The following is a 22,948-nucleotide window of genomic DNA, read 5'->3' on the forward strand; positions in this document are numbered from 1 at the left end:
TCCGCCCGTTCTGCAAAAAGAACGTTTCTTGATTGACACGGGCCGCGCAGGCCCCGACATGGTCTCGTAATGTCCCGCCAGAACCTCCTCCCGCGCACCGCCCCGTTCGGGGACGGCGAGCGCGCCAGCCTCGATGCGGTGCTCGGCGCCGCGAGCCCCACGCAGCGCGCATGGCTGGCCGGCTTCCTGGCGGGCCTCGACGCCGCCGGTGGCCAGCCCGCCGCTTTGCCGGCCGCCCCGCCCAAGGCCGCCGCGCCGCTGACGGTGATCTACGCCAGCGAATCGGGGAATTCCGAGACGCTGGCCGGCACCGTCGCGAAGCTCGCGCGCAAGCAGGGCTTCAAGCCGAAGGTGGTGGATTTCGCCGATCTCGACATCGCGACCCTGCCCAAGGCCGGCAAGCTCGTCGCCATCGCGGCCACCTGGGGCGAGGGCGAGCCGCCGGCCCGGGCCGTGCGGGCCTATGGCGAGCTGATGGGGGAGGGCGCCCCGCGCCTCGACGGCGTCGAGTTCGCGGTGCTGGCGCTCGGCGACACCTCCTACGCGGAGTTCTGCGCCATCGGGAAGGCCCTCGACGAACGCTTCGAGGCGCTGGGGGGCCGGCGCGCCGCGGAGCGGGCCGACCTCGACCTCGACTTCGAGAAGCCGGCCGCCGACTGGATCAAGGGCGCGCTCAAGGCGCTCGCCCCGGCGGAGCAGCCCGACAACGTCGTGGCGGTGGACTTCGCCCGCGCCGGCACCGGCGAGGAGGACGACGCCGAGCCGAGCCGCGAGCCCGTGGTGGTCGAGGGTCGTCGAGCACGTGAACCTCAATTCCTCGCGCTCCGACAAGGAGACGATCCACCTCGCCCTCGCCTTCGAGGAGGGCGCCCCGGCCTACGAGCCGGGCGACTCGCTGGAAATCTTCCCCGAGAACGACCCGCAGCTCGTGGACGAGATCCTCAACGCCGCCGGGCTCTCGGGCGACGAGGCCCTGCGCAAGGCGCTGCTGGCCGAGCGGGACATCACCACGCTGTCGGCCGCCACGGTCGAGCGTTTCGTCAAGGCCACCGGCCACACGCAGGCGCAGACGCTCATCGACAGCGGCGAGGCCAAGGCCTGGATCGAGGGGCGGCACCTGATCGACCTGCTGGAGACCTATCCGGCCAAGCTCACGGCCGAGCATCTCGGCACCATCACCCGGCCGCTGCCGCCGCGGGCCTACTCGATCGCCTCCTCGCGCAAGGAGGTGGGCGACGAGGTCCACCTCGCCATCGCGGCGGTGCGCTACGAGACCCACGGCCGCGCCCGCTCGGGCGTCGCCTCGGTCCACGTGGCCGACCGGATCCGCGACGGCGCCAAGCTGCGGGTGCGGCTGAAGCCGAACCGCCACTTCCGCCTGCCGCAGGACCCGGCCACCGACATCATCATGGTCGGCCCCGGCACCGGCGTCGCGCCGTTCCGCGCCTTCGTGCAGGAGCGCCGGGCGATCGAGGCCCCCGGGCGGTCGTGGCTGTTCTTCGGCGACCGGCACTTCACCCACGACTTCCTGTACCAGCTCGAGTGGCAGGACGCCCTGGAGGACGGGTCGCTCACGAAGATCGACGTGGCCTTCTCGCGGGACCAGCCGGAAAAGGTCTACGTGCAGGACCGGATTACCCAGCACGCGCAGGAGTTGGTCTCCTGGCTGGATGGGGGCGCCCATCTCTACGTCTGCGGCGATGCCAAGAACATGGCCAAGGACGTGCGGGCCGCGGTGGTGGGCGCGTACCAGACCGTGAAGAACCTGAGCGCCGCCGACGCGGAGACCCAGGTCGCGGCTTTGGAGCGCGGTCACCGCTACCAGCAGGACGTGTACTAACGGACCGGCCTTCCGAGGCCGCAGGATCGAGATTGGAGCGGAGCAGGACGGGGCGCGGGTCCCCTCTCCCGTGCGGGAGAGGGACAGGGTGAGGGATCCAGGTCTTTCCGGAGAGGGCGCATCCCTCTCCCCGACCCTCTCCCGCACGGGAGAGGGGGACCGTCGCGGCTCCCGCCCTTCCCATGAACCGGCACGCGTTCCGCTCGGCACCCACCCCTGACGCGTGGGGTGGGAGACGCGTTCAGACAGACGGATTCACCCCATGGACGACCACAGCCCCCGCGACGCCGCCGAGACCCCGACCCCGGCCAAGCGCGTCTACGAGACCCCGCCGACCGACCGGCCGATCACCGATGCCGAGGCCGCCCGCGCGGCCCAGCTCGCGGCGAACGAGCACATCAAGATCGCCAGCGGCTATCTCCGCGGCACGCTGGCGGACGGCCTCCTGAAGCACGCCACGGGGGCGATCTCGGAGGATGACGGGCAGCTCGTGAAGTTCCACGGGATGTACCTGCAGGACGACCGCGACCTGCGCCCCGAGCGGACCAAGAAGAAGCTCGACAAGGCCTACAGCTTCATGATCCGCCTGCGCATCGCGGGCGGCGTCATCACCCCGAAGCAGTGGCTGATCCTCGACGACATCGCCCGGACCTACGCGGGCGGGGCGCTGCGGGCGACCACGCGCCAGACCTTCCAGTACCACGGCGTGATCAAGTCGAACCTGAAGCGCACGATGGCGGCCATCGACGGCGCGCTCCTCGACACGATCGCGGCCTGCGGCGACGTCAACCGCAACGTCATGGCGGCAACGAACCCGGCCCAGACCGGCGCCCACAAGGCCGCCTACCAGCTCGCCAAGGACATCTCCGACTCGCTGCTGCCCAAGACCAGCGCGTGGCGGGAGATCTGGCTCGACGGCGAGCGCGTGGTCGGCGGCGAGGACGCGGCCGAGGTCGAGCCGGTCTACGGCCGGACCTACCTGCCGCGGAAGTTCAAGACGGTCGTGGCGGTGCCGCCCTCCAACGAGGTCGACATCTTCGCCCACGACCTCGGCTTCATCGCGATCCTGGACAAGAAGAACCAGGTGACGGGCTGGAACGTGACGGTGGGCGGCGGCATGGGCATGACCCACGGCGAGCCCGACACCTTCCCGCGCACCGCCGACGTGATGGGCTTCGTGAAGCCGGAGGACGCCCTCAAGGTCGCCGAGGCCGTGATGACGGTCCAGCGCGACTGGGGCAACCGCAAGAACCGCAAGAACGCCCGCCTCAAGTACACGATCGAGCGCTACGGGCTCGACGCCTTCCGGGCCGAGGTGGAGAAGCGGATCGGCCAGAAGCTCGGCGCGCCCAAACCCTTCACCTTCACCAACAACGGCGACCGCTACGGCTGGGTCGAGGGCGACGACGGCCGCTATCACCTCACCCTCTACGTGCCCTCGGGCCGGATCAAGGACATCGAGGGCGGGCCGCAATTCCTCTCGGGCCTGCGGCGCATCGCCGAGGTGCACGAGGGCGATTTCCGCCTCACCGGCAACCAGAACGTGATCATCGCCAACGTGCCGGCGGAGAAGCGAGCCGAGATCGACGCGCTCGTCGACGAATACGGCCTGACCCGGGGCGCGGGCGCGCTGCGGCGCAACTCGCTCGCCTGCGTGGCCCTGCCGACCTGCGGCCTCGCGCTGGCCGAGAGCGAGCGCTACCTGCCGGACCTGATGACCGAGCTGGAGGAGAGCCTCGCGTCCCATGGGCTGGCCGAGGAGGAGATCACGATCCGCTCCACCGGCTGCCCGAACGGCTGTGCCCGGCCGTTCATCTCCGAGATCGGCCTCGTGGGCCGCGGCCCCGAGCGCTACCACCTCTATCTCGGCGCCGCCCATGACGGCTCGCGCCTGAGCAAGCTCTACAAGGAGGACGTCGCGGCCTCCGAGATCCGCAGCACCCTCGATCCGCTGTTTGCCGACTACGCGAAGGGCCGGCAACCGGGCGAGCATTTCGGCGACTACCTGATCCGCGCCGGCCACGTGGCCCGGACCACCAACGGCCCGGACTTCCACGAGCGGACCGGCGCCCTCAAGCCGGCCGTGCTCGGCTGACGGCAGGCCTCGCGCGTCCGGGACGGGGCTCCCGGACGCGCCGAGACCGCGACACGGCGGCGGCCGCGGATCGCGGGTTCCGGCCCGGCTCCGCCATGACCGGATCCACCATGACCGGATCCACCATGACCGGATCTGCGCGTCCCGATCCCGAGCCGCCGGAGCGCGGCGGGAGGGATCGGGGACCCGGAGCGGCGTCCCGCCCGCGCACCGGTCCGAACCGCCGCTCCGGCATACCCTGCACCGGCGTCGAAGACCCGGCGGCGATCGCGCCCTCCCTCCCGACGAACCGCAGGCATCGGCGGCAGGCCGTCCTTTGTCCGCTGCGCGACCTCGACGAGAATGAACGTTCATTGACATGAGAATGAACGTTCATTATACGGGTGAGGCCAACAGGAGCGCACGATGGCTCTCACCCTCGAAGGCCGCTGGTCCGATCTCGATGCCGAGCGTTTCGGCGCCCGCGGCCCGGGCGCTCTCGCCCAGCTCCGCGCCGTCTGCACCCCCGCCAACCTGACCTTCGGCGCTGTCCTGGCCCTCGCTTGGCTGGCGCTGATCGGCTGGACCGGGGCCGGCCCGGACGGCTGGCAGGCCCGGATCTGCGCGGACCTGCATCAGGGACCGCAATCCTGCGCCGTCGCTAGCCTGGGCAAGGATCAGAGCCGCATCACGCCGGTGGCCGTCGCCGCGCAGCCGGGGCAGTGACCGCCGCGGCGGACGGACTTGCGGAGGCCCGCGTCGGGCCCTCCGCCCGGCGCGAGCACATTCTCGACGCCGCCGAAGCCTGCTTCACGCGCAACGGCTTCCATCGCACCACCATGCAGGACCTCGCCCGCGAGGCTGCGATGAGTCCGGGCAACTTCTACCGCTACTTCGAATCCAAGGAGGCCCTGGTCCTCGGGCTGGTCGAGCGTGAGCGCGAGCGCGGCACGCTCCTAGTCGCCGAGATGGAGGGCAGCAGTGACCCGCGCGGGACGTTGCTGGGCCTCATCGCCCGCTACTTCATGTCGATCACCCGCGAAGCCGCAGCCCTGCGGGTGGAAATCTGGTCGGAATCGACGCGCAATCCGGCCATCGCCGCCATGACGGCGCAGACCGAAGTCGAGAGCCGGGACTGGTTCGTGGCGACCTTGTCGGCGCTCGCCACCACGCCGGCTTGCGATCCGGCGGCGCTTTATGCGCTCCTCGCGCCTCTGATGAAGGGGATCGTCGTGAGCCGCGCCGCGCTGCCCGATTACGACGTCGCCGGGGCGGTCACCCAGATCCACGCGCTCCTCCATGCCGGGCTCGACGGCCGCCTGCCGTGCCCGGCGGATGCGCGTTCGCCTGCGGGCCGCTGATCCGCGCCCGGCGCGATCGCTGCGTCCGCGCCGGGCGACGTGACGGCGCACGGGAGGCCGTCGCTGCCCACGGGGCCGAGGACAGTCTCTTCCGATCGCGCGCCGAAACCGGCGCGCGGTACGCCGGCCGGCTCGCAATCCCCCCCTCTTGCGGGCCGGCCGGTCGTGTCCGCTGCTGCCGGCGCCCTCAACCCGCACGCGATTCGGGTTCAACACCGCAACTGTATACACGCACAAGTAGGCACACTGGAGGAGTTTTAATATATCGCCCCGCGATTCGTGCCATTTCAGCCACATTCCCACAACGGATGCGTGTCCCGGCGCCCCAGATGCGCATCGCTGTTGAGATGATCGGGCCGATCCATTCTAGGAGTGCTGCATCGCGCTGACGCTTCACTCCTGAGAACGATTGTAAACTATGCTTTCTGGGCGGATCGACGAGGTCGATGGCACGCGCCGTCTCCGCGAGTACTTGAGTTTCGCCCATACGGGACTTGCGACGGCCATTCTGGTCCTGTCTTCGACGGCTGTTCACGCGCAGGCGGAGACCGACGAGGTCGCCCTCTCCGAACTCAGCGTGACCGGCACCGGGCCAGCGGCGGAGCGGGCCGGTGGACCGGTCGTCGGCTACCGGGCCACGCGCTCGGCCACCGCCACCCGGACCGACACGCCCCTGCGCGACACGCCGCAATCGGTGCAGGTGGTGCCGCGCGACGTGCTGGTCGACCAGCAGGACATCCGGTTGAGCGACGCGCTGCAGAACGTCAGCAGCGTGCAGCCCGGGGGCACGATCCAGGGCCGGAGCGACACCTTCATCATCCGCGGCTTCAGGACCCAGACCTACGCCATCGATGGCGTCCTCCTGAATCAGGCCGGCAACTTCTCCTCTGTGACCCGGGATCTCGCCGACGTGGAGCGGATCGAGGTGCTCAAGGGCCCTGCCTCGGTCCTGTACGGGCGCGGCGATCCGGGCGGCCTGATCAACATCGTCACCCGGCAGCCGACGCTGACGCCGTCCGGCGACATCAACCTGCAGGCCGGCAGCTTCGGCTTCCGGCGGGTGCAGGGCTCGGTCTCGAGCGCGATCGAGGGCGTGGAGGGCTTGTCCGGGCGGCTCAGCTTCGCCGCCCAGTCGGACCCGACCTTCCGCAACTTCTACGGCCGCGACAATGCCCGCACCTTCGTGGCCCCGGCCTTCGCGTGGACTCCGACCCCGGACACGCGCGTCACGTTCCTCGGCGAGTTCACCCGGGTCGACAACCAGTACGACGAGGGCCTCGTCGCCCGGAACGGCCGCGTGCCCCTGGACAATGTCGCGCGCTACTACGGCGAACCGTTCTCCCGCTACAACGGCAACGCCAATTTCGGCCTGCTCAAGGTCGAGCACGACCTCAACGCCAACATCACCCTGCGCGAGGTGCTCAACGCGCAGTGGGGCGGGTTCGACTTCCTGGCGACCCGGGCCACAGGCCTCACCAACCGCAGCACCCAGGTGACCCGGCGGGAGACCGCGGGCTACTCGACCTATGCGGCCGTCGACAGCCAGACCGAGATGGTGGCGAAGTTCGACCTGTTCGGCTTCCGGCACACGGTGCTCACCGGGGTCGAGTACACGAACGGCTACCGGCGCGCCTACACGACCCAGAGCACGAACTTCCCGTCGGTGAGCTTCCTCAACCCGGTCCCGGGATCCCCGATCGTCGGTCTCCAGTTCCAGTCCGATCTGAAGCAGAAGAACGCGCTGACCGGCCTCTACGTGCAGGACCAGATCGATCTCGGTCTCGGCCTGCAGATGCTGGTCGGTGTCCGCTACGATACGGGCACCCAGTACTATTTCAGCCGCGTCCCGACCTCGCGCACCATCCCGCCCGAGCAGCAATTGTCCGGCACCTCGCCGCGGGTCGGCCTGATCTACCGGCCGGTGGAGCCGCTGACGCTCTATGCGAGCTACGCGACCTCGTTCAAGCCGCAGACGGACAACGTCTACAACGCCGTCAATCCGCGTCCCGAGACCGGCGAGCTCTACGAGGTCGGAAGCCGGCTCGATCTCAACCCGGACCTGACCCTGTCGACGGCAGCTTTCCGCATCATCCGCAACAACGTCTCGGCCGCCGACCCGGTCAACACGGGCTTCTCGGTGATCACCGGGCAGCAGCGCTCCCAAGGCGTGGAGGCCGACCTCGCCGGACAGGTCTTGCCCGGCTGGAAGGTCATCGGCGGCATCAGCGTCCTCGACGCGCGGATCACGAAGGACACCACCTTCGCGGTGGGCAACCGGCTGGTCGGGGCGCCGGCCTTCAGCGGCAGCATCTGGTCCACCTACCAGTTCCAGGAAGGCTTCCTGCTCGGCTGGAACGTCGGGGCCGGGATCACCTATGTCGGGCGCCGCGCCGGCGACCTGAACAACAGCTACTCGGTGGGCGGCTACGCCCGGCTCGACGCGGCCGTGTTCTACGACTTCAGCGAGCACGCCCGGTTCTCGATCAATGCCCGGAACCTGACCGACCGCCGCTACATCGAGCAGCCGTTCAACCAGTTCAACAACCTCCCCGGCGCGCCGCTCTCCGTGCTGGCGACGATCACCGCCCGGCTCTGAGCCGGGCCGCCGCCTCGCGAAGGCGGCGGCCTCGTCGCGTCAGCGGTGGCTCGGGTCCCCGTCATGCACGCGCGGAGCGCGGCAATCCGGGACAGCGCCCCGCCGATCGGCCGCGCGCTGCCCTGATCCCTCCTCGCCGCACGCAGAACGCCGGGCGGCTGAAGGCCATGCCGGCACCGTTTCAGGGGCTCACCGCACGGACGGCCACCGCGGGCGCCTCGGGCTCGATGGCCCTGCGCCGGGCACCGGCGCGGCGGCGCAGGACGTAGAGGGTCAGGCCGGTGGCCGCGAAACCCGGCATGGCCAGGGCCGCGAGGCAGAACAGCAGAGCGACGAGATCGCCGAAGAAGCGGCCGCGATGCACCTCCAGGATGTTGTCCAGGAGACGCCGGCCCAGCGGCGCATCGGTGGCGCGCTCGGAGGCCAGCAGGGCGCCCGTGAGGGGATCGTAGCGCTCCTCGTTGCGGGCGCTCGGCGCATCGACGCCCTTGGGCAGCCAGCGGATCCGGATCGCCTTCGTGTCGGCCCCCGGCAGGGTCAGGACCGCTGTCCCGGCGGCGTCACCGGTCCGCGCGCGGAAATCCGCCCAGGCGCGGTCGACGGCCGCGCCGCCATCGGCCCCGGCATCGACCGGGCGTCCGGCAGCCTTGCTCCCGGCCGGGCGCGCAGGCTTCCCCGCGTCCGGAGCGCCCGCGAGCAGCCGCGTGGCGCCGTCCTTGAACGACGGGTAGGACCATGTCAGGCCACTGAGCGCGATGACCAGGTAGACGGGCAGCAGCCACGTCCCGACCACGGCGTGCAGCGACCACCAGCGCGGCCGGCCGGGGCGCGACAGGGCCGGCTTCAGCCAGATCCGCCAGCGATGGATCCTGGGCCAGCGCAGGTAGAGACCCGTCGCCAGGAAAGCCAGCAGCGCCAGGGTGCAGGCGCCCGTGATCGTGCGGCCCCAGCCCTTGGACCCGCCGGGGAGCAGCAGCCAGCGGTGCAGGTCCCGCACCGTGGTGAAGGCCCCCTCCAGCCGCACCGGGCCGAGCAGGGTGCCGTCGTAGGGATCGGCATAGGCGGCGGGCGGCCGCGCGCGGGTCTCGGGATCGCGGGCGAAGCGGACATGGACGTTGGCGCGCGGATCGTCCGACAGGGTCAGCACGTTGGCGATGCGCCCTCCCGCCTGCGCGTCGATCCGCGCCGCGAGGGTCGCGGGAGACAGCGCCGTCCGCGCGCCGGGCGTGACCTCCAGCCGGTCGCGGTTGGCGAAGGCGGTCAGCGCCTCCTCGTAGCTCATCAGCGCCCCGGTCAGGCCCATCAGGGCGAGGACGAGGCCGGCGGTGAGGCCAAGCGCCCAGTGCAGGCGGAAGAGCAGGGTCCGGAGGGAGGGAATCGGCAGCGTCATGGCAATGCCGGCTGCCTAGCAGAACGCGGCCACGCTGACGACGCCGCAGGGCGCATGCCCCCCGGCCGCCCTCAGGTGATCGGCGCCGGGTTGAACAGGGTCAGATCGTTGAACAGCCCCCACCGGTCGGACCAGGGGCGCTTGCGCCCGCTCGCCACGTCGAGGATCAGGTGGAACAGCTCCCAGCCGACCTCCTCGATCGTGGCCGCGCCGGTGGCGATGCGGCCGGCATCCAGGTCGATCAGATCGGACCAGCGCTCGGCGAGTTCCGTCCGGGTCGCGACCTTGATCACCGGGGCCTGGCTGAGCCCGTAGGGCGTGCCGCGCCCGGTGGAGAAGACCTGGACGGTCATCCCCGAGGCGAGCTGCAGCGTGCCGCAGACGAAGTCGCTCGCCGGGGTCGCGGCGAAGATCAGGCCCTTCTCGCGGACGCGCTCCCCCGGCGCCAGGACTCCGGAGATCGCGCTCGTGCCCGATTTGGCGACCGAGCCCAAAGCCTTCTCGACGATGTTGTTGAGGCCGCCCTTCTTGTTGCCCGGCGACGGGTTGGCCCGCCGGTCGGCCTCGCCCTTGGCGAGATAGGCGTCGTACCACGCCATCTCGCGGATCAGCGCCTCGGCGACCTCCGGCGTCTTGGCGCGCGGGGTCAGGAGGTGGATCGCGTCGCGCACCTCGGTCACCTCCGAGAACATCACGGTGGCGCCGCAGCGCACCAGCAGGTCGGCGGCGAAGCCGAGCGCCGGGTTGGCGGTCACCCCCGAGAAGGCGTCGCTGCCGCCGCATTGCAGGCCGACCACGAGGTCCGAGGCCGGGCAGGTCTCGCGGGTCCGGCGGTTCAGCTCCGCGAGGCGCGCCTCGGCCATCGCCAGGATGCTGTCGATCATGGCCGAGAAGCCGTGATGGCGCTCGTCCTGCAGCCGAACCACCCCGTCGCCGGCGGCGCCGTTGTCGGGCAGGAGGCGCTCCGAGACGAGCTTCTCGCAGCCGAGGCCGACGACCATGACCGCGCCGCCGAAATTCGGGTTCTGCGCGAGGCTCTGGAGCGTCCGGATCGGCACCACCGCCTCGGGGGCGTTGATGGCGACGCCGCAGCCATAGGCGTGGGTCAGGCCGACCACGTCGTCGACGTTGGGGTAGCGCGGCAGCAGCTCCTGCTTGATCCGCCGGATCGCCACGTCGAGGGTGCCGGCGACGCATTGCACGCTGATCGAGATCGCCAGGATGTTCTTGGTGCCCACCGACCCGTCCGGGTTGCGGTAGCCCTCGAAGGTGTAGCCCTCGAGCGGGGGCAGGGGGGCCGGCACGCGGGTGGCCATCTCCAGGGCGTCGAGGGCGGGGGCGACCGGCGTCGCGACGCGGGATTCCTCGACCCAGGCGCCTCGCGGGATCGCCTGCGTGGCGAGACCCACCACCTCGCCGTAGCGGCGGACCGCCCCGCCCTCCGGGATGTCGGTGAGGGCGACCTTGTGGCCCTGCGGCACGAACTCGACGAGCTCCAGCCCGTCCGGGAAGACCGTGCCGGCCGGCAGCCCGAAGGCGTTGACCACGATGGCGACGTTGTCGTCGGGGCTCAGGCGGATCGTGCGCGGCACGTCGCCGGCGGCGGGCGGGCGGGTCGGGGCTTCGATCTCGGCCTGCATCGGAGGCTCCTTCCGTGACGCGCCCGTCCGGGCTTCTGGCGTGATCAGGCGGCGTCGCCGACGGCGTGGTTCGCGAGGGCCTCGAGCGCCTTCACCATCGCAGAATGGTCCCAGGCCGCGCCGCCCTGTGCCACGCAGGCCGAGAACAGCTGCTGGGCCAAAGCCGTGGCGGGCAGGCTGAGGCCCAGCGTCCGGGCTCCATCAAGGGCGAGGTTGAGGTCCTTCTGGTGCAGGCCGATGCGGAAGCCGGGATCGAAGGTCCGCTCGATCATCCGCGCGCCGTGCAGCTCCAGGATGCGCGAGGTGGCCAGCCCGCCGGTGATCGCCTGCCGCACCTTGGCGGGGTCGGCGCCGGCCTTCGAGGCGAAGAGCAGCCCCTCGGCCACCGCCTCGATGGTCAGGGCGACGATGATCTGGTTGGCCACCTTGGCGACCTGGCCTGCGCCGACCGGGCCGACATGGGTGACCGTCTTGCCCATCGCCTCGAAGAGCGGCCGGGCGCGCTCAAAAGCCTCCGGCTCGCCGCCGACCATGATCGAGAGCGCGGCGTTCTTCGCTCCGACCTCGCCGCCGGAGACCGGCGCGTCGAGATAGGCGCCGCCCCGCTCGGCGATCCGGGCGGCGAAGTCCTTGGTGGCCAGCGGCGCGATCGAGCTCATGTCGATCACGGTCTTGCCGGGGGACAGGCCTTCGGCGACGCCGTCGGCGCCGAACAGGACCTGCTCCACGTCCGGTGTGTCGGGCAGCATCAGGATGATCGTGTCGGCGCGCTCGGCCACCGCGGCCGCCGTGGCGCAGGCGGTGCCGCCCGCGGCAAGCAGCGCTTCGGGCACGCTGCGCCGGGTCTTGAGGAACAGGCTGTGGCCCGCCGCGATCAGGTGTCCGGCCATGGGCGCGCCCATGATGCCGAGGCCGATGAATCCGATGTTCATGCGTGTCGATCCCGGTTGCGGTGTTCAGGCGCGGAAGCGGGCGGCCAGCGCCTCGGAGCCGCGGGCGAGCAGCCCCATGTCGGAGCCCACCGCGGTGAAGCGGGTGCCGGCGGCGATGTAGCGGCGGGCCAGCTCCTCGCTCGGCGTGAGGATGCCGGCATGCTTGCCGGCCCGGACGATCCGCGCGACCGCCGCCTCGATGGTGGCGACCACCTCCGGGTGGCCCTGCTGGCCGACATGGCCGAGGCTGGTGGAGAGGTCGCCGGGCCCGATGAACACGCCGTCCACACCCTCGACGGCGGCGATCGCGTCCAGATTGTCGAGGGCGCGGCGGGACTCGACCTGCACCGCCACGAAGATCTCGGCCTCGCAGCGGGTGTGGTAGTCCTTGATCCGGCCGAACCGGGCGGCGCGGGGCGCCTGCGAGAAGCCGCGGATACCGCGGGGCGCGTAGCGCGTCGCCGCGACCACCCGGGCGGCCTGCTCGGCATCGTCGATGTTGGGGATCATCAGCGACTGCGCGCCGGCATCGAGGATGCGCTTGATCGTGATCGGGTCGTCGCTCGGCACCCGCACCATCGGGTGCGTGTCGCCCTCCATCATGGCCTGGAGCTGGGCGTAGATGTCCCGGAGGTCGTTGGCCGAGTGCTCCATGTCGAGGAGCAGCCAGTCGAACCCGGCCCCGGCGACCACCTCGGTGGAGATCGGGCTCGCGAGGCTGCACCACAGGCCGATCTGCTGGCGCCCCTCGGCGAGGGCCGCCTTGAAGCGGTTGGTGAGGCTGTCCATCACGATCCTCCCTGGGCGCGCACGCGTTGCGGCGTCTGCGCGCCGTCCGCCCCATCACGCGCAGCCTTCCGGTGCGAGGTCAAAGCCAAACACTGGATCGATCGATGCCGAACATGCATCAATCGGAGGCCCCGTCAGGGTGGGGGCATCTCGGCCAGGATCGAGACCAGCCGGGCGATGAGCGGAGCGTCCGCATCGCGCCGCCACGCGAGGAGGAGTTCCACCGGGCGCGGGGCGGGCAGGACGAGCGGCCGGAACACCACGCCCTCGAAGCGCAGGCGCTCGGCGGCGGCCGGCACCAGGGCGATGCCGAGCGCCGCCCGGACGAGGGCCAGGATCGAGTGGATCTGCGTCAGCTGCTGGACCATCGGGGGCTGGATCTCGGCCTCGGCGAGCAGGCCGAGGACGAGGTCGTGGAAGTAGCGCGCCTCGTTGGGCGCGTAGCCGATGAGCGGCTCGCGCCCGAGATCGGCGGGGGTGAGCCCGTCGCGCAGGGCCAGGGGGTTCCCGGCCGGCAGGGCCACCACGAGGGGCTCGGCCAGCGCCCGGACGGCGATCAGGTCCGGATGCGTCACCGGCGGCCGCACCAGCGCGGCGTCGATCCGGCCGGCGAGGAGTTCCTCGATCTGATCCTTGCTGACCATCTCGCGCAACGCGAGCGTCACGTCCGGCAGCGCCCGCCGCAACGCGGTGACGAGGCGCGGCAGGAAGTCGTAGGCCGAGGCCGCCGTGAAGCCGAACTTGAGGACGCCCGCGCGCCCCGCCGCCACCTGCCGGGTGACGTGGGTCGCGGTCTCGGCCAGCCGCAGGATGCGCTGCGCCTCGGGCAGGAAGCTGCGGCCGGCGGCGGTCAGCCGGACGGTGCGGCTGGTGCGCTCCAGGAGCTGCACGTCGAGGACGCGCTCCAGAACCTGGATCTGCCGCGACAGCGGCGGCTGCGTCATGTTCAGCCGGGCGGCCGCGCGCCCGAAATGCAGCTCCTCCGCCACGGCGGCGAAGCACCGGAGCTGGCTGAAATCGAACATGAAGGCTCCCTCTTCCGGACCGCGGCGCAGTCGGGCGGGAGCATAAGGCCGTCGCGGCGGCTGCGTTGAGAGGGCCGCCCTCATCCAATTAGCTGAGGCGGCGGCCTCCGGCCCCGACCGGCCTACGGGGTCACCTCGTGTCCGGCATAGTCGATCCGGCCGTCCGGCCCCTTGGTCCACGCGTAGATGACATAGTCGGGCCGGGTGAGGTCGCCCTTCCTGTCGTAGGCGATCGGCCCGACCACCGTGTCCACCGGCTTGCCCTGGTGCAGCCAGTCGGCGAGCGCCTTCCCGTCGCTGGAGCCCGTCTCGGCCATGGCCTTGGCCAGGACCTGCACGGCCGCGTAGGCGTAGAGCGTGTAGGCCTCGGGATCGATGCCCCGGGCGTTGAAGGCCGCCACCACGCCCTTGGCGTTCGGGTTCTTGCGGGCGTCCGGCGCGAAGGTCATCAGGGTCCCGGCCGCGCCCGGGCCGGCGATCTGGACGAATTCCTTGTCGGGGATGGCGTCGCCGCTCATCATGCGGGCGGCGAGGCCCTGATCGCGCATCTGCCGGATGATCAGCCCGGCCTCGGTGTGCACGCCGCCGAAATAGACGACGTCGACATTGGCCGACTTCATCTTGGAGACGAGCGCAGAGTAGTCCTTCTCACCCGGGTTGATGCCCTCGTACAGCACCTCCTTGCCGCCCTTGGCCCGGAACGCCTTCAGCGTCTCGTCGGCCAGCCCCTTGCCGTAGGGCGTCTTGTCGTGGACGAAGGCGATCTTCTGGCCCGGGAAGTGCGCGGCCAGATAGCTGCCCGCCACCGCGCCCTGCTGGTCGTCGCGGCTGCAGGTGCGGAACGTGTTCCACATCCCGCGCTCGGTGAACTTCACGCTCGTGGAGGCCGGGGTGATCTGGATGATGCCGGCGTCGAGGTAGACGTCGGAGGCCGGGATCGTGACGCCGGAATTGTAGTCGCCGACGACCATCTTCACGCCGTCGCTGGCGAACTTGTTGGCCACCGAGACGCCCTGCTTCGGGTCGGAGGCGTCGTCGCCGACCGTGACCGTCAGCGTCCTCCCCTTCAGCGTGCCCGCCTTGTTGAGGTCTTCGACCGCCTGGCTCACGCCGTTCCGGATCTGGGCGCCGAAGGCCGCGTTCGGCCCGGTCATGGGCGCGGCGACGCCGATCTTCACCGGCGCGCCGCCTTCCTGCCCCTGCGCCGCGGTCATGAACAGCAGCCCGGCCAGGCCGGCCCTCAGTAATTGCGTCATCGTTCCCCCGGATGCGGCCGATCAGATCGCCGACGAACGCTGAGTTCGGACAGATCAACGTGCATCGCCGCGCGTCGAGTCGCAGATCATCCAGACCGATCCTGTCGCTCACCTTGCGCAGGGTCAAGTTTTCCGGGGCGGGCCCGGATGGTCCCGGGCCGGGCGCGCCGCGGGGCCGGCGGACGGGTCCTCACGGAGCCGTGCGGGCGGCCGGGTCGGGATGGCGTCAATGATGCATCGGGCCGGCGCATCCGCAGCAAACCGTCGTGACCGATGGCCGCCTCCCGTCCCCGCCGCGCCCCCGTCCCCCGCCGTCCGAGACCGCGTCCGGGACGCGGCTGATGGGGCCGCGCGTGGACGAGGATCGTGCCGAGGATCGTGACGACTCCCGGGACGCGTCGGTGGGCTGGGCCGAGCGCCGCCGGATCGCCGAGCAGGGCCGGGGCGACCGGGCGTGGTCGCTCTGGGGGCCTTATCTCAGCGAGCGGCAATGGGGACCGTGCGGGAGGATTACAGCCCCTGCGGCAACGCCTGGGCCGCCCTGACGCACGAAGACGCCCGCTCGCGCGCCTATCGCTGGGGCGAGGACGGGCTGGCGGGGATCTGCGACGAGCGCGGCAGCCTCTGCCTGGCCCTGGCCCTCTGGAACGGGCGCGACCGCATCCTCAAGGAGCGGCTGTTCGGCCTGACCAACCAGGAGGGCAACCACGGCGAGGACGTGAAGGAGGTCTACCACTACCTCGACGCGGTCCCGAGCCACGCCTACCTGAAGATGCTCTACCGCTATCCGCAGGCGGCCTTCCCGTACGAGGACCTCGTCGGCGAGAACATGCGGCGCGGGCGGGAGCAGCCCGAATACGAGATCGAGGAGACGGGCCTCTTCGACGGGAACCGGTTCTTCGACGTCACGGTGGAATACGCCAAGGCCGACGCCGACGACATTCACGCGGTGATCACCGCGCTGAACCGGGGGCCCGAGGCCGCCGACCTCCACCTCGTCCCGCAGCTCTGGTTCCGCAACACGTGGTCCTGGCAGGCCGGGCAGGCGCGCCCGCGGATCGCCTGCGCCCCCGACGGGGGCGTGATCTGCACGCATGACCGGCTCGGGCCGTACCGGCTCGCCTTCGACGGGATGCCGGACCTCCTGTTCTGCGAGAACGACACCAACCTGCGGCGGCACGGCGGGCAGCCGGACGCCGCCGGGCCGTTCAAGGACGGGCTCCACGCGGCGATCGTCGGCGGCGATCCCGCTTCGGTGCGCCGGGACGCGGGCACCAAGCTCGGCCTGCACTACGCGCTGCGGCTGGCGCCCGGGGAAACCGCCCGGATCCGCCTGCGGCTGTCGGCGGGCACGCGCCCCCGGGTGGTCGATGACGGGTCGCTGGTCCGCCGCCGGGTGGCCGAGGCGGACGCGTTCTATGAGGAATTGCAGGACGGCATCGCGAGCCCGGATTCCCGCGCCATCTTCCGCCAGGCCGCCGCCGGCCTGATCTGGTCGAAGCAGCTCTACAGCTACGACGTGCGGCGCTGGCTGGAGGGCGACCCGCTCCAGCCGCCGCCGCCGCGGGGGCGCGCGAGCGGCCGCAACGGCCAGTGGCGCCACTTCGCGGCGGCCGACGTGCTGTCGATGCCCGACACCTGGGAATATCCCTGGTTCGCCGCCTGGGACCTCGCCTTCCACTGCCTGCCGCTCGCCCTGCTGGACCCGGACTTCGCCAAGAAGCAGCTCCTGCTGCTCACCCGCGAATGGTACATGCACCCGAACGGCCAGCTCCCGGCCTACGAGTGGGAGTTCGGCGACGCCAACCCGCCGGTCCATGCCTGGGCCACCTACCGGGTGTTCGAGATCGACCGGGACCGGCGGGGCGGGCGCGGCGACCTCGCCTTCCTGGAAGGCGTGTTCCACAAGCTCCTGATCAACTTCTCCTGGTGGGTGAACCGCAAGGACGCGCAGGGCCGCAACGTGTTCCAGGGGGGCTTCCTGGGGCTCGACAATGTCGGCGTGTTCGACCGCTCGCGCCCGCCCCCGGGCTTCGGGGTGGTGCACCAGGCCGACGGCACCGCCTGGATGGCGATGTACGCGCTCAACATGATGCGCATCGCCCTGGAGCTTGCCCTCCACAACGACGTCTACGAGAGCACCGCCTCCAAGTTTTTCGAGCACTTCCTGCTCATCGCCGAGGCCATGACCGACATGGGCGGCGAAGGCGGCGGCGACGGCTTCGGCCTGTGGGACGAGGCCGACGAATTCTACTACGACGAGGTCGACATCTTCGGCGGCGGGATGCTGCCGCTGCGGGTCCGCTCCATGGTCGGGCTGGTCCCGCTCTTCGCCGTGGAGGTGATCGAGCCCTCCGTGCTCCACCGGCTGCCGGACTTCGCCCGGCGCCTGAACTGGGTTCTGGAGAACCGGCCCCATCTCGCCCGGCTGGTCTCCCGCTGGACCGAGGGCGGCGTGAAGGACCGCAAGCTGCTGTCGCTGCTGCGCGGGCACCGGATGAAGGCCCTGCTGCGCCGCATGCTCGACGAGGCCGAGTTCCTCTCGCCCTACGGCATACGCTCGCTGTCGAAGGTCCACCGCGACGCGCCCTACGTGCTCAACGAGCTGGGCGCCTCCTTCACGGTCCGGTACGACCCGGCCGATTCCACCTCGAACATGTTCGGCGGCAATTCGAACTGGCGCGGGCCTGTCTGGATGCCGATGAACTTCCTGATCGTCGAGGCGCTACGGCGCTTCCATACCTATTACGGCGACGACTTCCGGGTGGAGTATCCGACGGGCTCGGGCGCGATGCTGACGCTCAGCGCCATCGCGGACGCCCTCGAGGACCGGCTGATCGCCCTGTTCGCCAGGGACGAGACCGGCCGGCGGCCCGCCCTCGGGCCCCGCGAGCCGATCGCCGCGGCGCCCGGCGCCGAGGAGCCGCTGCTGTTTCACGAATTCTTCGATGGCGACACCGGCAGGGGGCTCGGCGCCGCGCATCAGACCGGCTGGACGGCGCTGATCATCAACCTGCTGCACGACCGGGCCCGCGCCCGATAGGCGCGCCCGGTCGAGCGGGGTCCGGCGATCCGGTCAGCAGCTCAGACGGCGGCCCTCGCGACGCCCGAACACCCGGTAATGGGCGGCGCCCGATTCCATCTGGCCGTTGGCCACGGCGCGGCGGACATCCGGATTGCAGCGCAGGTATTCCCGCTCGTCGAAGCCGTAATTGGCGCGTCCCCGATAATCGTCCCGATCGCGGTAGCCGCGGTCGCGGTCGCGGTAATCGTAGTCGCCGCGATCACGGTAACCGCGACCGCCGTAATCGTCGTAATCGGGGCGCGGCTGTGCCGAGACCGGGCCGACGACGCCCAAGATTCCGAGGCTCACCGCGGCCGCTGCCAGAAACGCCTTCATTGTACCAATCTCCCTTTCGGTGCCTTGAAACGCACAGCGCCACGGATGGTTCGATCGTCCCGGACGTAGCGGCGCGCGGCGCTGTCCGGGAGGACCGCCGGGCCTGCGGATCGGGCGAGAATCCGGATCCTGCCGGGCGCGGCATCGCGGGCCGGCTCCGGATCCCGGACTATCGACGTCGGCGGGGGCAGGGGCTCCGCGGACCGGTCCGCCGCGGACATGCTCGGCGTCCCGCACGGGGGACGTCCGGGGTCGGGCGCCGGTCCACGCCCCCCTCTGTCGGGAGCCTGCCGCGGCAAGCTCCCGAAGCCTGCGCGTCGAGCCCGGCCTTCCGCCGGACCCGACGCGGATCGCCGTTACATGCGGTGCATCATCTCGCGACGCATCATGCGGTGACGCATCTCGCGGCGCATCATGTGCCGCTCCATCCGGTGCCGCATCATCCGGCGCTCCATGTCACGCCGCATCATGCGCCGCTCCATCCGATCCATCTGGACGGTCGAAACGATATCGGCGGGCGCCGAAACGCCGGTGCCGGGGCCGATCGGCGCGGCGGAGGCCGGGATCGCGACGACGCCGCCGAGGGCCGCCAGCAGGGCGGCGGTGATGATCGCTGAACGCAAAGAAAATATCCTCTCTCGCCGCCGGGGGAGGGGGCGGGCATGTCCCAAAGGGTCGCGGCCGGCACAGGTCCGCCCGAAATCCCGCCCAGGAAGGCACCGACCGCCGGGATGGTTCCCGGAATCGAATCCGCCGCGTGCGTCCAGCCCGAGACGGGGCTCGGCCTCGTCCAGCGGATGCGGGAACGGGCGAACCTGTCGCGCTCTCCGGAATGGCGGACTGCGCGCAACGCGCTTGACGGGCTTCGTGTCGGAACGGCGCGATCCCCGCCGGGCGTCAGCGGCGATCGGCGCGGCGACACGGAACAAGGGCACCGGCGCCCGGACAGGCCGCCGGTGATGCAACGAGGCATCACCGGAATCGAAAGTACCGCCCCCCTGGACTCGCGCAGAGGCAAACAAGATCACACGCATTCGAATAATGTACAAGTATTACATTATGATTATGTTATATATTGCCTTAATAAGTGTATTAATTTGTACATTCTTAAAAGAATTTTCACAGCAAACAGATCCATATTTTTTGATCTCTTGCCTTATGAATCGGTTTATTTTGACATAAGCATATCTCCACAGCATGCTTGGAAGCACAAGGCCGGCCTGCGTCAGCTCTATAATAAAAATCGGATCTTACGGATTGGATAAAGTCGGCGCTTCGGCCTTCGATCATGCGTGGCTGGGGGCTATACATGCAACGAACATTTGGATCAGGACTTCTTCTCGTTCTCCTGTCGCAGACCGCGCCGGCGGCGGATCTCCCACGGGCTTCCCGCCCGGAGCCGCCCATCCTGCCTGTCTTCAGCTGGACCGGAGCCTATGCCGGGCTGTTCGGCGGGTACGGCGCGCTGGATCGCGCCACGCAGTTCCTCTGCACGGGTCCGGGCGGGCAGCCCGGCGCACGCTATTGTCCCGTCCTCCCGGCGAAGCAGGGCTCCGACAGCGGGTTCATCGGGGGCGGTGAGATCGGCTACGATTGGCAACTGGGTTCCGGGCTCGTCGCCGGCGGCGCCGTCGATCACCAGTTCACCCGGCTCTGGGGTTACGATCGCTGGAGGGGCACCTTCCCAACCGAAGCCGGCGGCTATTTCCGCCGCAGCGTCGCCCATTCCGGGCAGCGGCTGGACGACCTGACCACGATCCGCGGCAAGGTCGGCTTCGCCTTCGACCGGACCCTCGTCTACGCCACCGGCGGCCTCGCCTTCGGGAACGTCCGGACAGACAACAACCTGACGCTGGCAGGCTTTCCCCTCTTCGATGGCCGGCACGGCGAGACGCGCCTGGGCTACGTGGCCGGCGGCGGCATCGAGCACGCCTTCAGCGCGCATCTCTCGGCCAAGGTCGAGGGTCTGTATTATAACCTCGGCAGCCGTGCAGTCCTCCCGGCCCCGAGCTATCCCGTGCTGACCGGCTACCATGCCGGCACCCGCAGCGCGACGGACGGCCTTCTGACCCGGGTCGGTCTGAACTACCGGTTCGGAGCCGCCGGCCTGTCCGACTGGCCGCCGCCGTCATCGACCGGCCCGGCCACCTGGGGCCTCGAGGCCGGCCTGCGCTACTTCTTCAGCTCCGGCAGCCCGCGCGAGAGGCTCGGCGACCCCTACGCGCCCGGCCAGCTCAATTCGCGCCTGACCTACGCGAAGACCGATGCCCATGCCGGCGAGACCTTCGTCCGGCTCGATCACAACCCCACGGGCCTGTTCGCCAAGGGTTTCCTCGGCGCGGGCGGCGTCACGGGCGGGCGCCTCGCCGACAAGGATTTCCCGCCCGTCGAAGTCCCCTATTCGAAGACGCATTCGCCGATCAAGGACGGCGATATCGGCTACGGCGTGATCGACTTCGGCTACGACGTGTTGCGCCGGGACGGGTTCAAGCTCGGGGGATTCCTCGGCTACCAGTACTTCTCCGAGCTGTATAACGGTTACGGCTGCCGGCAGGTGGCGCGCGGCAACATCTGCGCGAGCCATCCGCAGCCGGCCAGCATCAAGACCCTCGGCGAGATCATGCAGTGGAACGCCCTGCGCGTCGGCATCATCGGCGAGGCGCGGTTCGACCGGGTCCGGCTGAGCCTGGAGGGCGCCTACCTGCCGGTCGTGTCGCTGAGCGGCGTCGACCGGCACTGGAACCGGCCGAACATCAACCCGGGGGCGGAATCCGGCCGGGGCGGCGGTTATTTCCTGGAGGGCATCGCCTCCTACGACCTGACACCGGCCGTCAGCGTCGGCGTCGGCGGTCGCTACTGGCGGATGCAGACCGACAAGGCCAGCACGACGGCCTTCGCGTTCTCCCTGCCCAGCCCGATGAAGTTCCAGACCGAGCGCTACGGCGGGTTCGTGCAGCTCTCCTACAAGCTGGCCGATTTTGGGTTCGGCGACGCGGCCGCTCCGGTGGCCGTGATCCGCAAGGACTGAGCCCGCATCCGCGGACGCCATCCGGCCGAAACCGACCGAACCGGGACGCGAAGAACCGGACAGCGCCGGACCATCGACCGGAGCCATGATGCCGGCGCCCGGCCCGCGACGAGGCCCGTCGCGGGCCGGGCCGAGACTGGAGAACCGGCCGTCCCGGCGCCGGGACGGCGACTCGGCGATCGCCCTGGAGTCCGGTTCGGCGCGCCCGGCCCCCTCACGGTCGCAGCCGGGCCGGGTTGCCCAAGGCGGTAGCGCCGGGCGGCACGTCGCGCGTCACCACGCTGCCCGCCCCGATGATCGCATCGTCGCCGATCGTCACCCCGGGGAGGATGATGGCGCCGCTGCCGATCCAGACGTTGGCGCCGATCACCACGGGACGGCCGAATTCCAGCATCTGCCGACGCTGCGCCGGGTCGCGCGGGTGATCGGGCGTCAGGATCTGCACGGCCGTGCCGATCTGGGTCATGTCGCCGATGGTGACCGACACCACGTCTAGGATGCAACAGCCGAAATTCAGGAACACGCCGCGGCCCAGGCTGATGTTGTAGCCGTAGTCGCAGTGGAAGGGCGGACGAATGTTGCAGCCCGGGCCGACGCGGGCGAAGGCCTCCTCCAGGAGCGCCTGCCGTTCGGGCTGGCTGCGCGTCTGCGTGGCGTTGTAGCGGTCCATCCAGTCCGAGATGCGCCGGTTGTCGGCGGCCAGCTCCGGATCGTCGGCGCAGTACAGCGCGCCGGCCAGCATCCGCTGCTTCTGGGTCTTCATGATCTCGGTGTCCATGGCGAGGGCTCCCCTCCGGCCGCGTCGGCCTGTTCCGGCACGGCGATGCCGCGCAGGCCGTCAGCACCGGCACCGCGCGATCTCGCCATGCGTACATATGTACCTATCCAGGCCGCCGCGCTACAGTGGGGCGGCCGTGATCCCGGATCCGCGGAGATTGCCCTGCCCACCGCCCAGCGCCGTTTCGACCCGGATCGCCGGGCACGCATCGTCCAGGCGACCCTCGACGTCGTCGCCGAACACGGCGTCGCCGGCACGACCCACCGCCGGGTCGCGGCGGCGGCCGACGTGCCGCTCGGCTCCATGACCTACCATTTCGACAGCCTGGACGCGCTGCTGACGGAAGCGTTCACCCGGCTCGCCGACACGGTCTCGGCGCGGTTCGCCGACCGGCTCGCAGCGGCCACGACCTTCGACGAGGCCTGCGAGGCCGTGGTCGACCTGATCGTGCGCGACGTCTGGGCGAGCCCGCGCACGATGCTGCTGAGCTACGAACTCTATGCCTTCGCAGCCCGGAACCCGCCGCTGCGCCGGGTCATGCAGGACTGGATGGCCAAGAGCCGCGCCGCCCTGGAGCGGCACTTCGCGCCGGAGACCGCCAGGGCCCTCGACGCGATGATCGAAGGCCTGACGATCCATCGCTCGGTCGACCCGCACCCCGCCGACCGGGCGCAGGTGCGGGCGATCGTCGAGCGGCTGGTTCGCTAGGTGCTCCGGCCGGGGGCCGGTCGGCGTGACCCCGCAGGGCAGCCGGCCCGCGCGATCAGACCGCCTTCGACCGTGGCCGCACGAGACACCGCGGTTCCGGCCGTTCCGGCCCGAACCCCCTTGCCTCCGAA

At 70.6% G+C, this 22,948-nt stretch carries 15 protein-coding genes and 2 pseudogenes; 8 read left to right on the forward strand and 9 right to left on the reverse strand.

All coding sequences use genetic code 11. The features are described from left to right. Nucleotides 1–69 precede the first annotated feature (69 nt). The 5 genes and pseudogenes from ABC766_RS31455 (at nt 70) to ABC766_RS31475 (ending at nt 7,871) form a co-directional block, all read left to right on the forward strand. Nucleotides 70–1,840, forward strand: a pseudogene (locus tag ABC766_RS31455) (diflavin oxidoreductase). 262 nt (nt 1,841–2,102) lie between these two features. After that, complete coding sequence (locus ABC766_RS31460; RefSeq protein ID WP_043379496.1) at nt 2,103–3,935, forward strand: NADPH-dependent assimilatory sulfite reductase hemoprotein subunit; 1,833 nt, start codon at nt 2,103–2,105, stop codon at nt 3,933–3,935. A gap of 405 nt (nt 3,936–4,340) precedes the next feature. Continuing rightward, on the forward strand, nt 4,341–4,640 hold the full coding sequence (locus ABC766_RS31465; RefSeq protein ID WP_345820360.1) for a hypothetical protein: 300 nt from the start codon (nt 4,341–4,343) through the stop codon (nt 4,638–4,640). Further along, nucleotides 4,637–5,275 (forward strand): TetR/AcrR family transcriptional regulator, encoded by a 639-nt coding sequence (locus ABC766_RS31470; protein WP_345820362.1) that lies wholly within the window; start codon nt 4,637–4,639, stop codon nt 5,273–5,275. Before ABC766_RS31465 ends, ABC766_RS31470 begins: the two co-directional genes overlap by 4 nt. Nucleotides 5,276–5,693: 418 nt before the next feature. Further along, nucleotides 5,694–7,871, forward strand: a complete 2,178-nt coding sequence (locus tag ABC766_RS31475) for a TonB-dependent siderophore receptor (RefSeq protein WP_345820363.1) — start codon at nt 5,694–5,696, stop codon at nt 7,869–7,871. Nucleotides 7,872–8,052: 181 nt separating this feature from the next. Here the strand turns inward: ABC766_RS31475 and ABC766_RS31480 are convergent, their stop codons facing one another. From ABC766_RS31480 to ABC766_RS31505, 6 genes are all read right to left on the reverse strand, one after another. Further along, on the reverse strand, nt 8,053–9,261 hold the full coding sequence (locus tag ABC766_RS31480; RefSeq protein WP_345820364.1) for a PepSY-associated TM helix domain-containing protein: 1,209 nt from the start codon (nt 9,259–9,261) through the stop codon (nt 8,053–8,055). Nucleotides 9,262–9,332: 71 nt separating this feature from the next. Beyond that, nucleotides 9,333–10,901 (reverse strand): galactarate dehydratase, encoded by a 1,569-nt coding sequence (gene garD, locus ABC766_RS31485; RefSeq protein WP_053608278.1) that lies wholly within the window; start codon nt 10,899–10,901, stop codon nt 9,333–9,335. Nucleotides 10,902–10,945: 44 nt separating this feature from the next. Then, nucleotides 10,946–11,833: a 2-hydroxy-3-oxopropionate reductase gene (locus ABC766_RS31490; RefSeq protein ID WP_345820365.1), complete on the reverse strand. Its 888-nt coding sequence runs from the start codon at nt 11,831–11,833 to the stop codon at nt 10,946–10,948. Nucleotides 11,834–11,857: 24 nt separating this feature from the next. Further along, nucleotides 11,858–12,622 carry an HpcH/HpaI aldolase family protein gene (locus ABC766_RS31495; protein ID WP_043357688.1) on the reverse strand — a complete coding sequence of 255 codons (765 nt, stop codon included), beginning with the start codon at nt 12,620–12,622 and terminating at the stop codon, nt 11,858–11,860. A 134-nt stretch (nt 12,623–12,756) separates the two neighbouring features. Next, on the reverse strand, nt 12,757–13,647 hold the full coding sequence (locus ABC766_RS31500) for a LysR family transcriptional regulator (RefSeq protein WP_345820367.1): 891 nt from the start codon (nt 13,645–13,647) through the stop codon (nt 12,757–12,759). Nucleotides 13,648–13,769: 122 nt separating this feature from the next. Further along, complete coding sequence (locus tag ABC766_RS31505) at nt 13,770–14,903, reverse strand: branched-chain amino acid ABC transporter substrate-binding protein (protein ID WP_111474004.1); 1,134 nt, start codon at nt 14,901–14,903, stop codon at nt 13,770–13,772. 341 nt (nt 14,904–15,244) lie between these two features. On the opposite strand from ABC766_RS31505, the pseudogene ABC766_RS31510 reads away from it, so the two are divergent. After that, nucleotides 15,245–17,946 (forward strand): annotated as a pseudogene (locus tag ABC766_RS31510) (MGH1-like glycoside hydrolase domain-containing protein). Between the two features lie 33 nt (nt 17,947–17,979). Here the strand turns inward: ABC766_RS31510 and ABC766_RS31515 are convergent. Next, nucleotides 17,980–18,303, reverse strand: coding sequence for a hypothetical protein (locus ABC766_RS31515; protein ID WP_043356119.1), 324 nt, complete (start codon nt 18,301–18,303; stop codon nt 17,980–17,982). 356 nt (nt 18,304–18,659) lie between these two features. Then, nucleotides 18,660–18,926 (reverse strand): hypothetical protein, encoded by a 267-nt coding sequence (locus tag ABC766_RS31520; RefSeq protein ID WP_043356118.1) that lies wholly within the window; start codon nt 18,924–18,926, stop codon nt 18,660–18,662. Nucleotides 18,927–19,612: 686 nt separating this feature from the next. On the opposite strand from ABC766_RS31520, the gene ABC766_RS31525 reads away from it, so the two are divergent. Further along, entirely contained in the window at nt 19,613–21,331 is a 1,719-nt protein-coding gene (locus ABC766_RS31525; protein ID WP_345820369.1) for a hypothetical protein, read from the forward strand. A 214-nt stretch (nt 21,332–21,545) separates the two neighbouring features. Here ABC766_RS31525 and ABC766_RS31530 read toward each other — a convergent pair whose 3' ends face one another. Beyond that, entirely contained in the window at nt 21,546–22,109 is a 564-nt protein-coding gene (locus tag ABC766_RS31530) for a sugar O-acetyltransferase (protein WP_210281281.1), read from the reverse strand. Nucleotides 22,110–22,196: 87 nt separating this feature from the next. On the opposite strand from ABC766_RS31530, the gene ABC766_RS31535 reads away from it, so the two are divergent. Beyond that, nucleotides 22,197–22,817, forward strand: a complete 621-nt coding sequence (locus tag ABC766_RS31535) for a TetR/AcrR family transcriptional regulator (protein ID WP_342145443.1) — start codon at nt 22,197–22,199, stop codon at nt 22,815–22,817. Nucleotides 22,818–22,948: the final 131 nt, after the last annotated feature.

This window comes from Methylobacterium fujisawaense (assembly GCF_039619325.1).
In the GTDB taxonomy this organism is placed as follows: domain Bacteria; phylum Pseudomonadota; class Alphaproteobacteria; order Rhizobiales; family Beijerinckiaceae; genus Methylobacterium; species Methylobacterium fujisawaense.

Coding starts and splice junctions, on each gene's coding strand:
- ABC766_RS31460 (WP_043379496.1), top strand. CDS start 2,103: ATGGACGACCACAGCCCCCGCGACGCCGCCGAGACCCCGACCCCGGCC.
- ABC766_RS31465 (WP_345820360.1), top strand. CDS start 4,341: ATGGCTCTCACCCTCGAAGGCCGCTGGTCCGATCTCGATGCCGAGCGT.
- ABC766_RS31475 (WP_345820363.1), top strand. CDS start 5,694: ATGCTTTCTGGGCGGATCGACGAGGTCGATGGCACGCGCCGTCTCCGC.
- ABC766_RS31480 (WP_345820364.1), bottom strand. CDS start 9,261: ATGACGCTGCCGATTCCCTCCCTCCGGACCCTGCTCTTCCGCCTGCAC.
- garD (WP_053608278.1), bottom strand. CDS start 10,901: ATGCAGGCCGAGATCGAAGCCCCGACCCGCCCGCCCGCCGCCGGCGAC.
- ABC766_RS31490 (WP_345820365.1), bottom strand. CDS start 11,833: ATGAACATCGGATTCATCGGCCTCGGCATCATGGGCGCGCCCATGGCC.
- ABC766_RS31495 (WP_043357688.1), bottom strand. CDS start 12,622: ATGGACAGCCTCACCAACCGCTTCAAGGCGGCCCTCGCCGAGGGGCGC.
- ABC766_RS31500 (WP_345820367.1), bottom strand. CDS start 13,647: ATGTTCGATTTCAGCCAGCTCCGGTGCTTCGCCGCCGTGGCGGAGGAG.
- ABC766_RS31505 (WP_111474004.1), bottom strand. CDS start 14,903: ATGACGCAATTACTGAGGGCCGGCCTGGCCGGGCTGCTGTTCATGACC.
- ABC766_RS31515 (WP_043356119.1), bottom strand. CDS start 18,303: ATGAAGGCGTTTCTGGCAGCGGCCGCGGTGAGCCTCGGAATCTTGGGC.
- ABC766_RS31525 (WP_345820369.1), top strand. CDS start 19,613: ATGCAACGAACATTTGGATCAGGACTTCTTCTCGTTCTCCTGTCGCAG.
- ABC766_RS31530 (WP_210281281.1), bottom strand. CDS start 22,109: ATGGACACCGAGATCATGAAGACCCAGAAGCAGCGGATGCTGGCCGGC.
- ABC766_RS31535 (WP_342145443.1), top strand. CDS start 22,197: ATGCGTACATATGTACCTATCCAGGCCGCCGCGCTACAGTGGGGCGGC.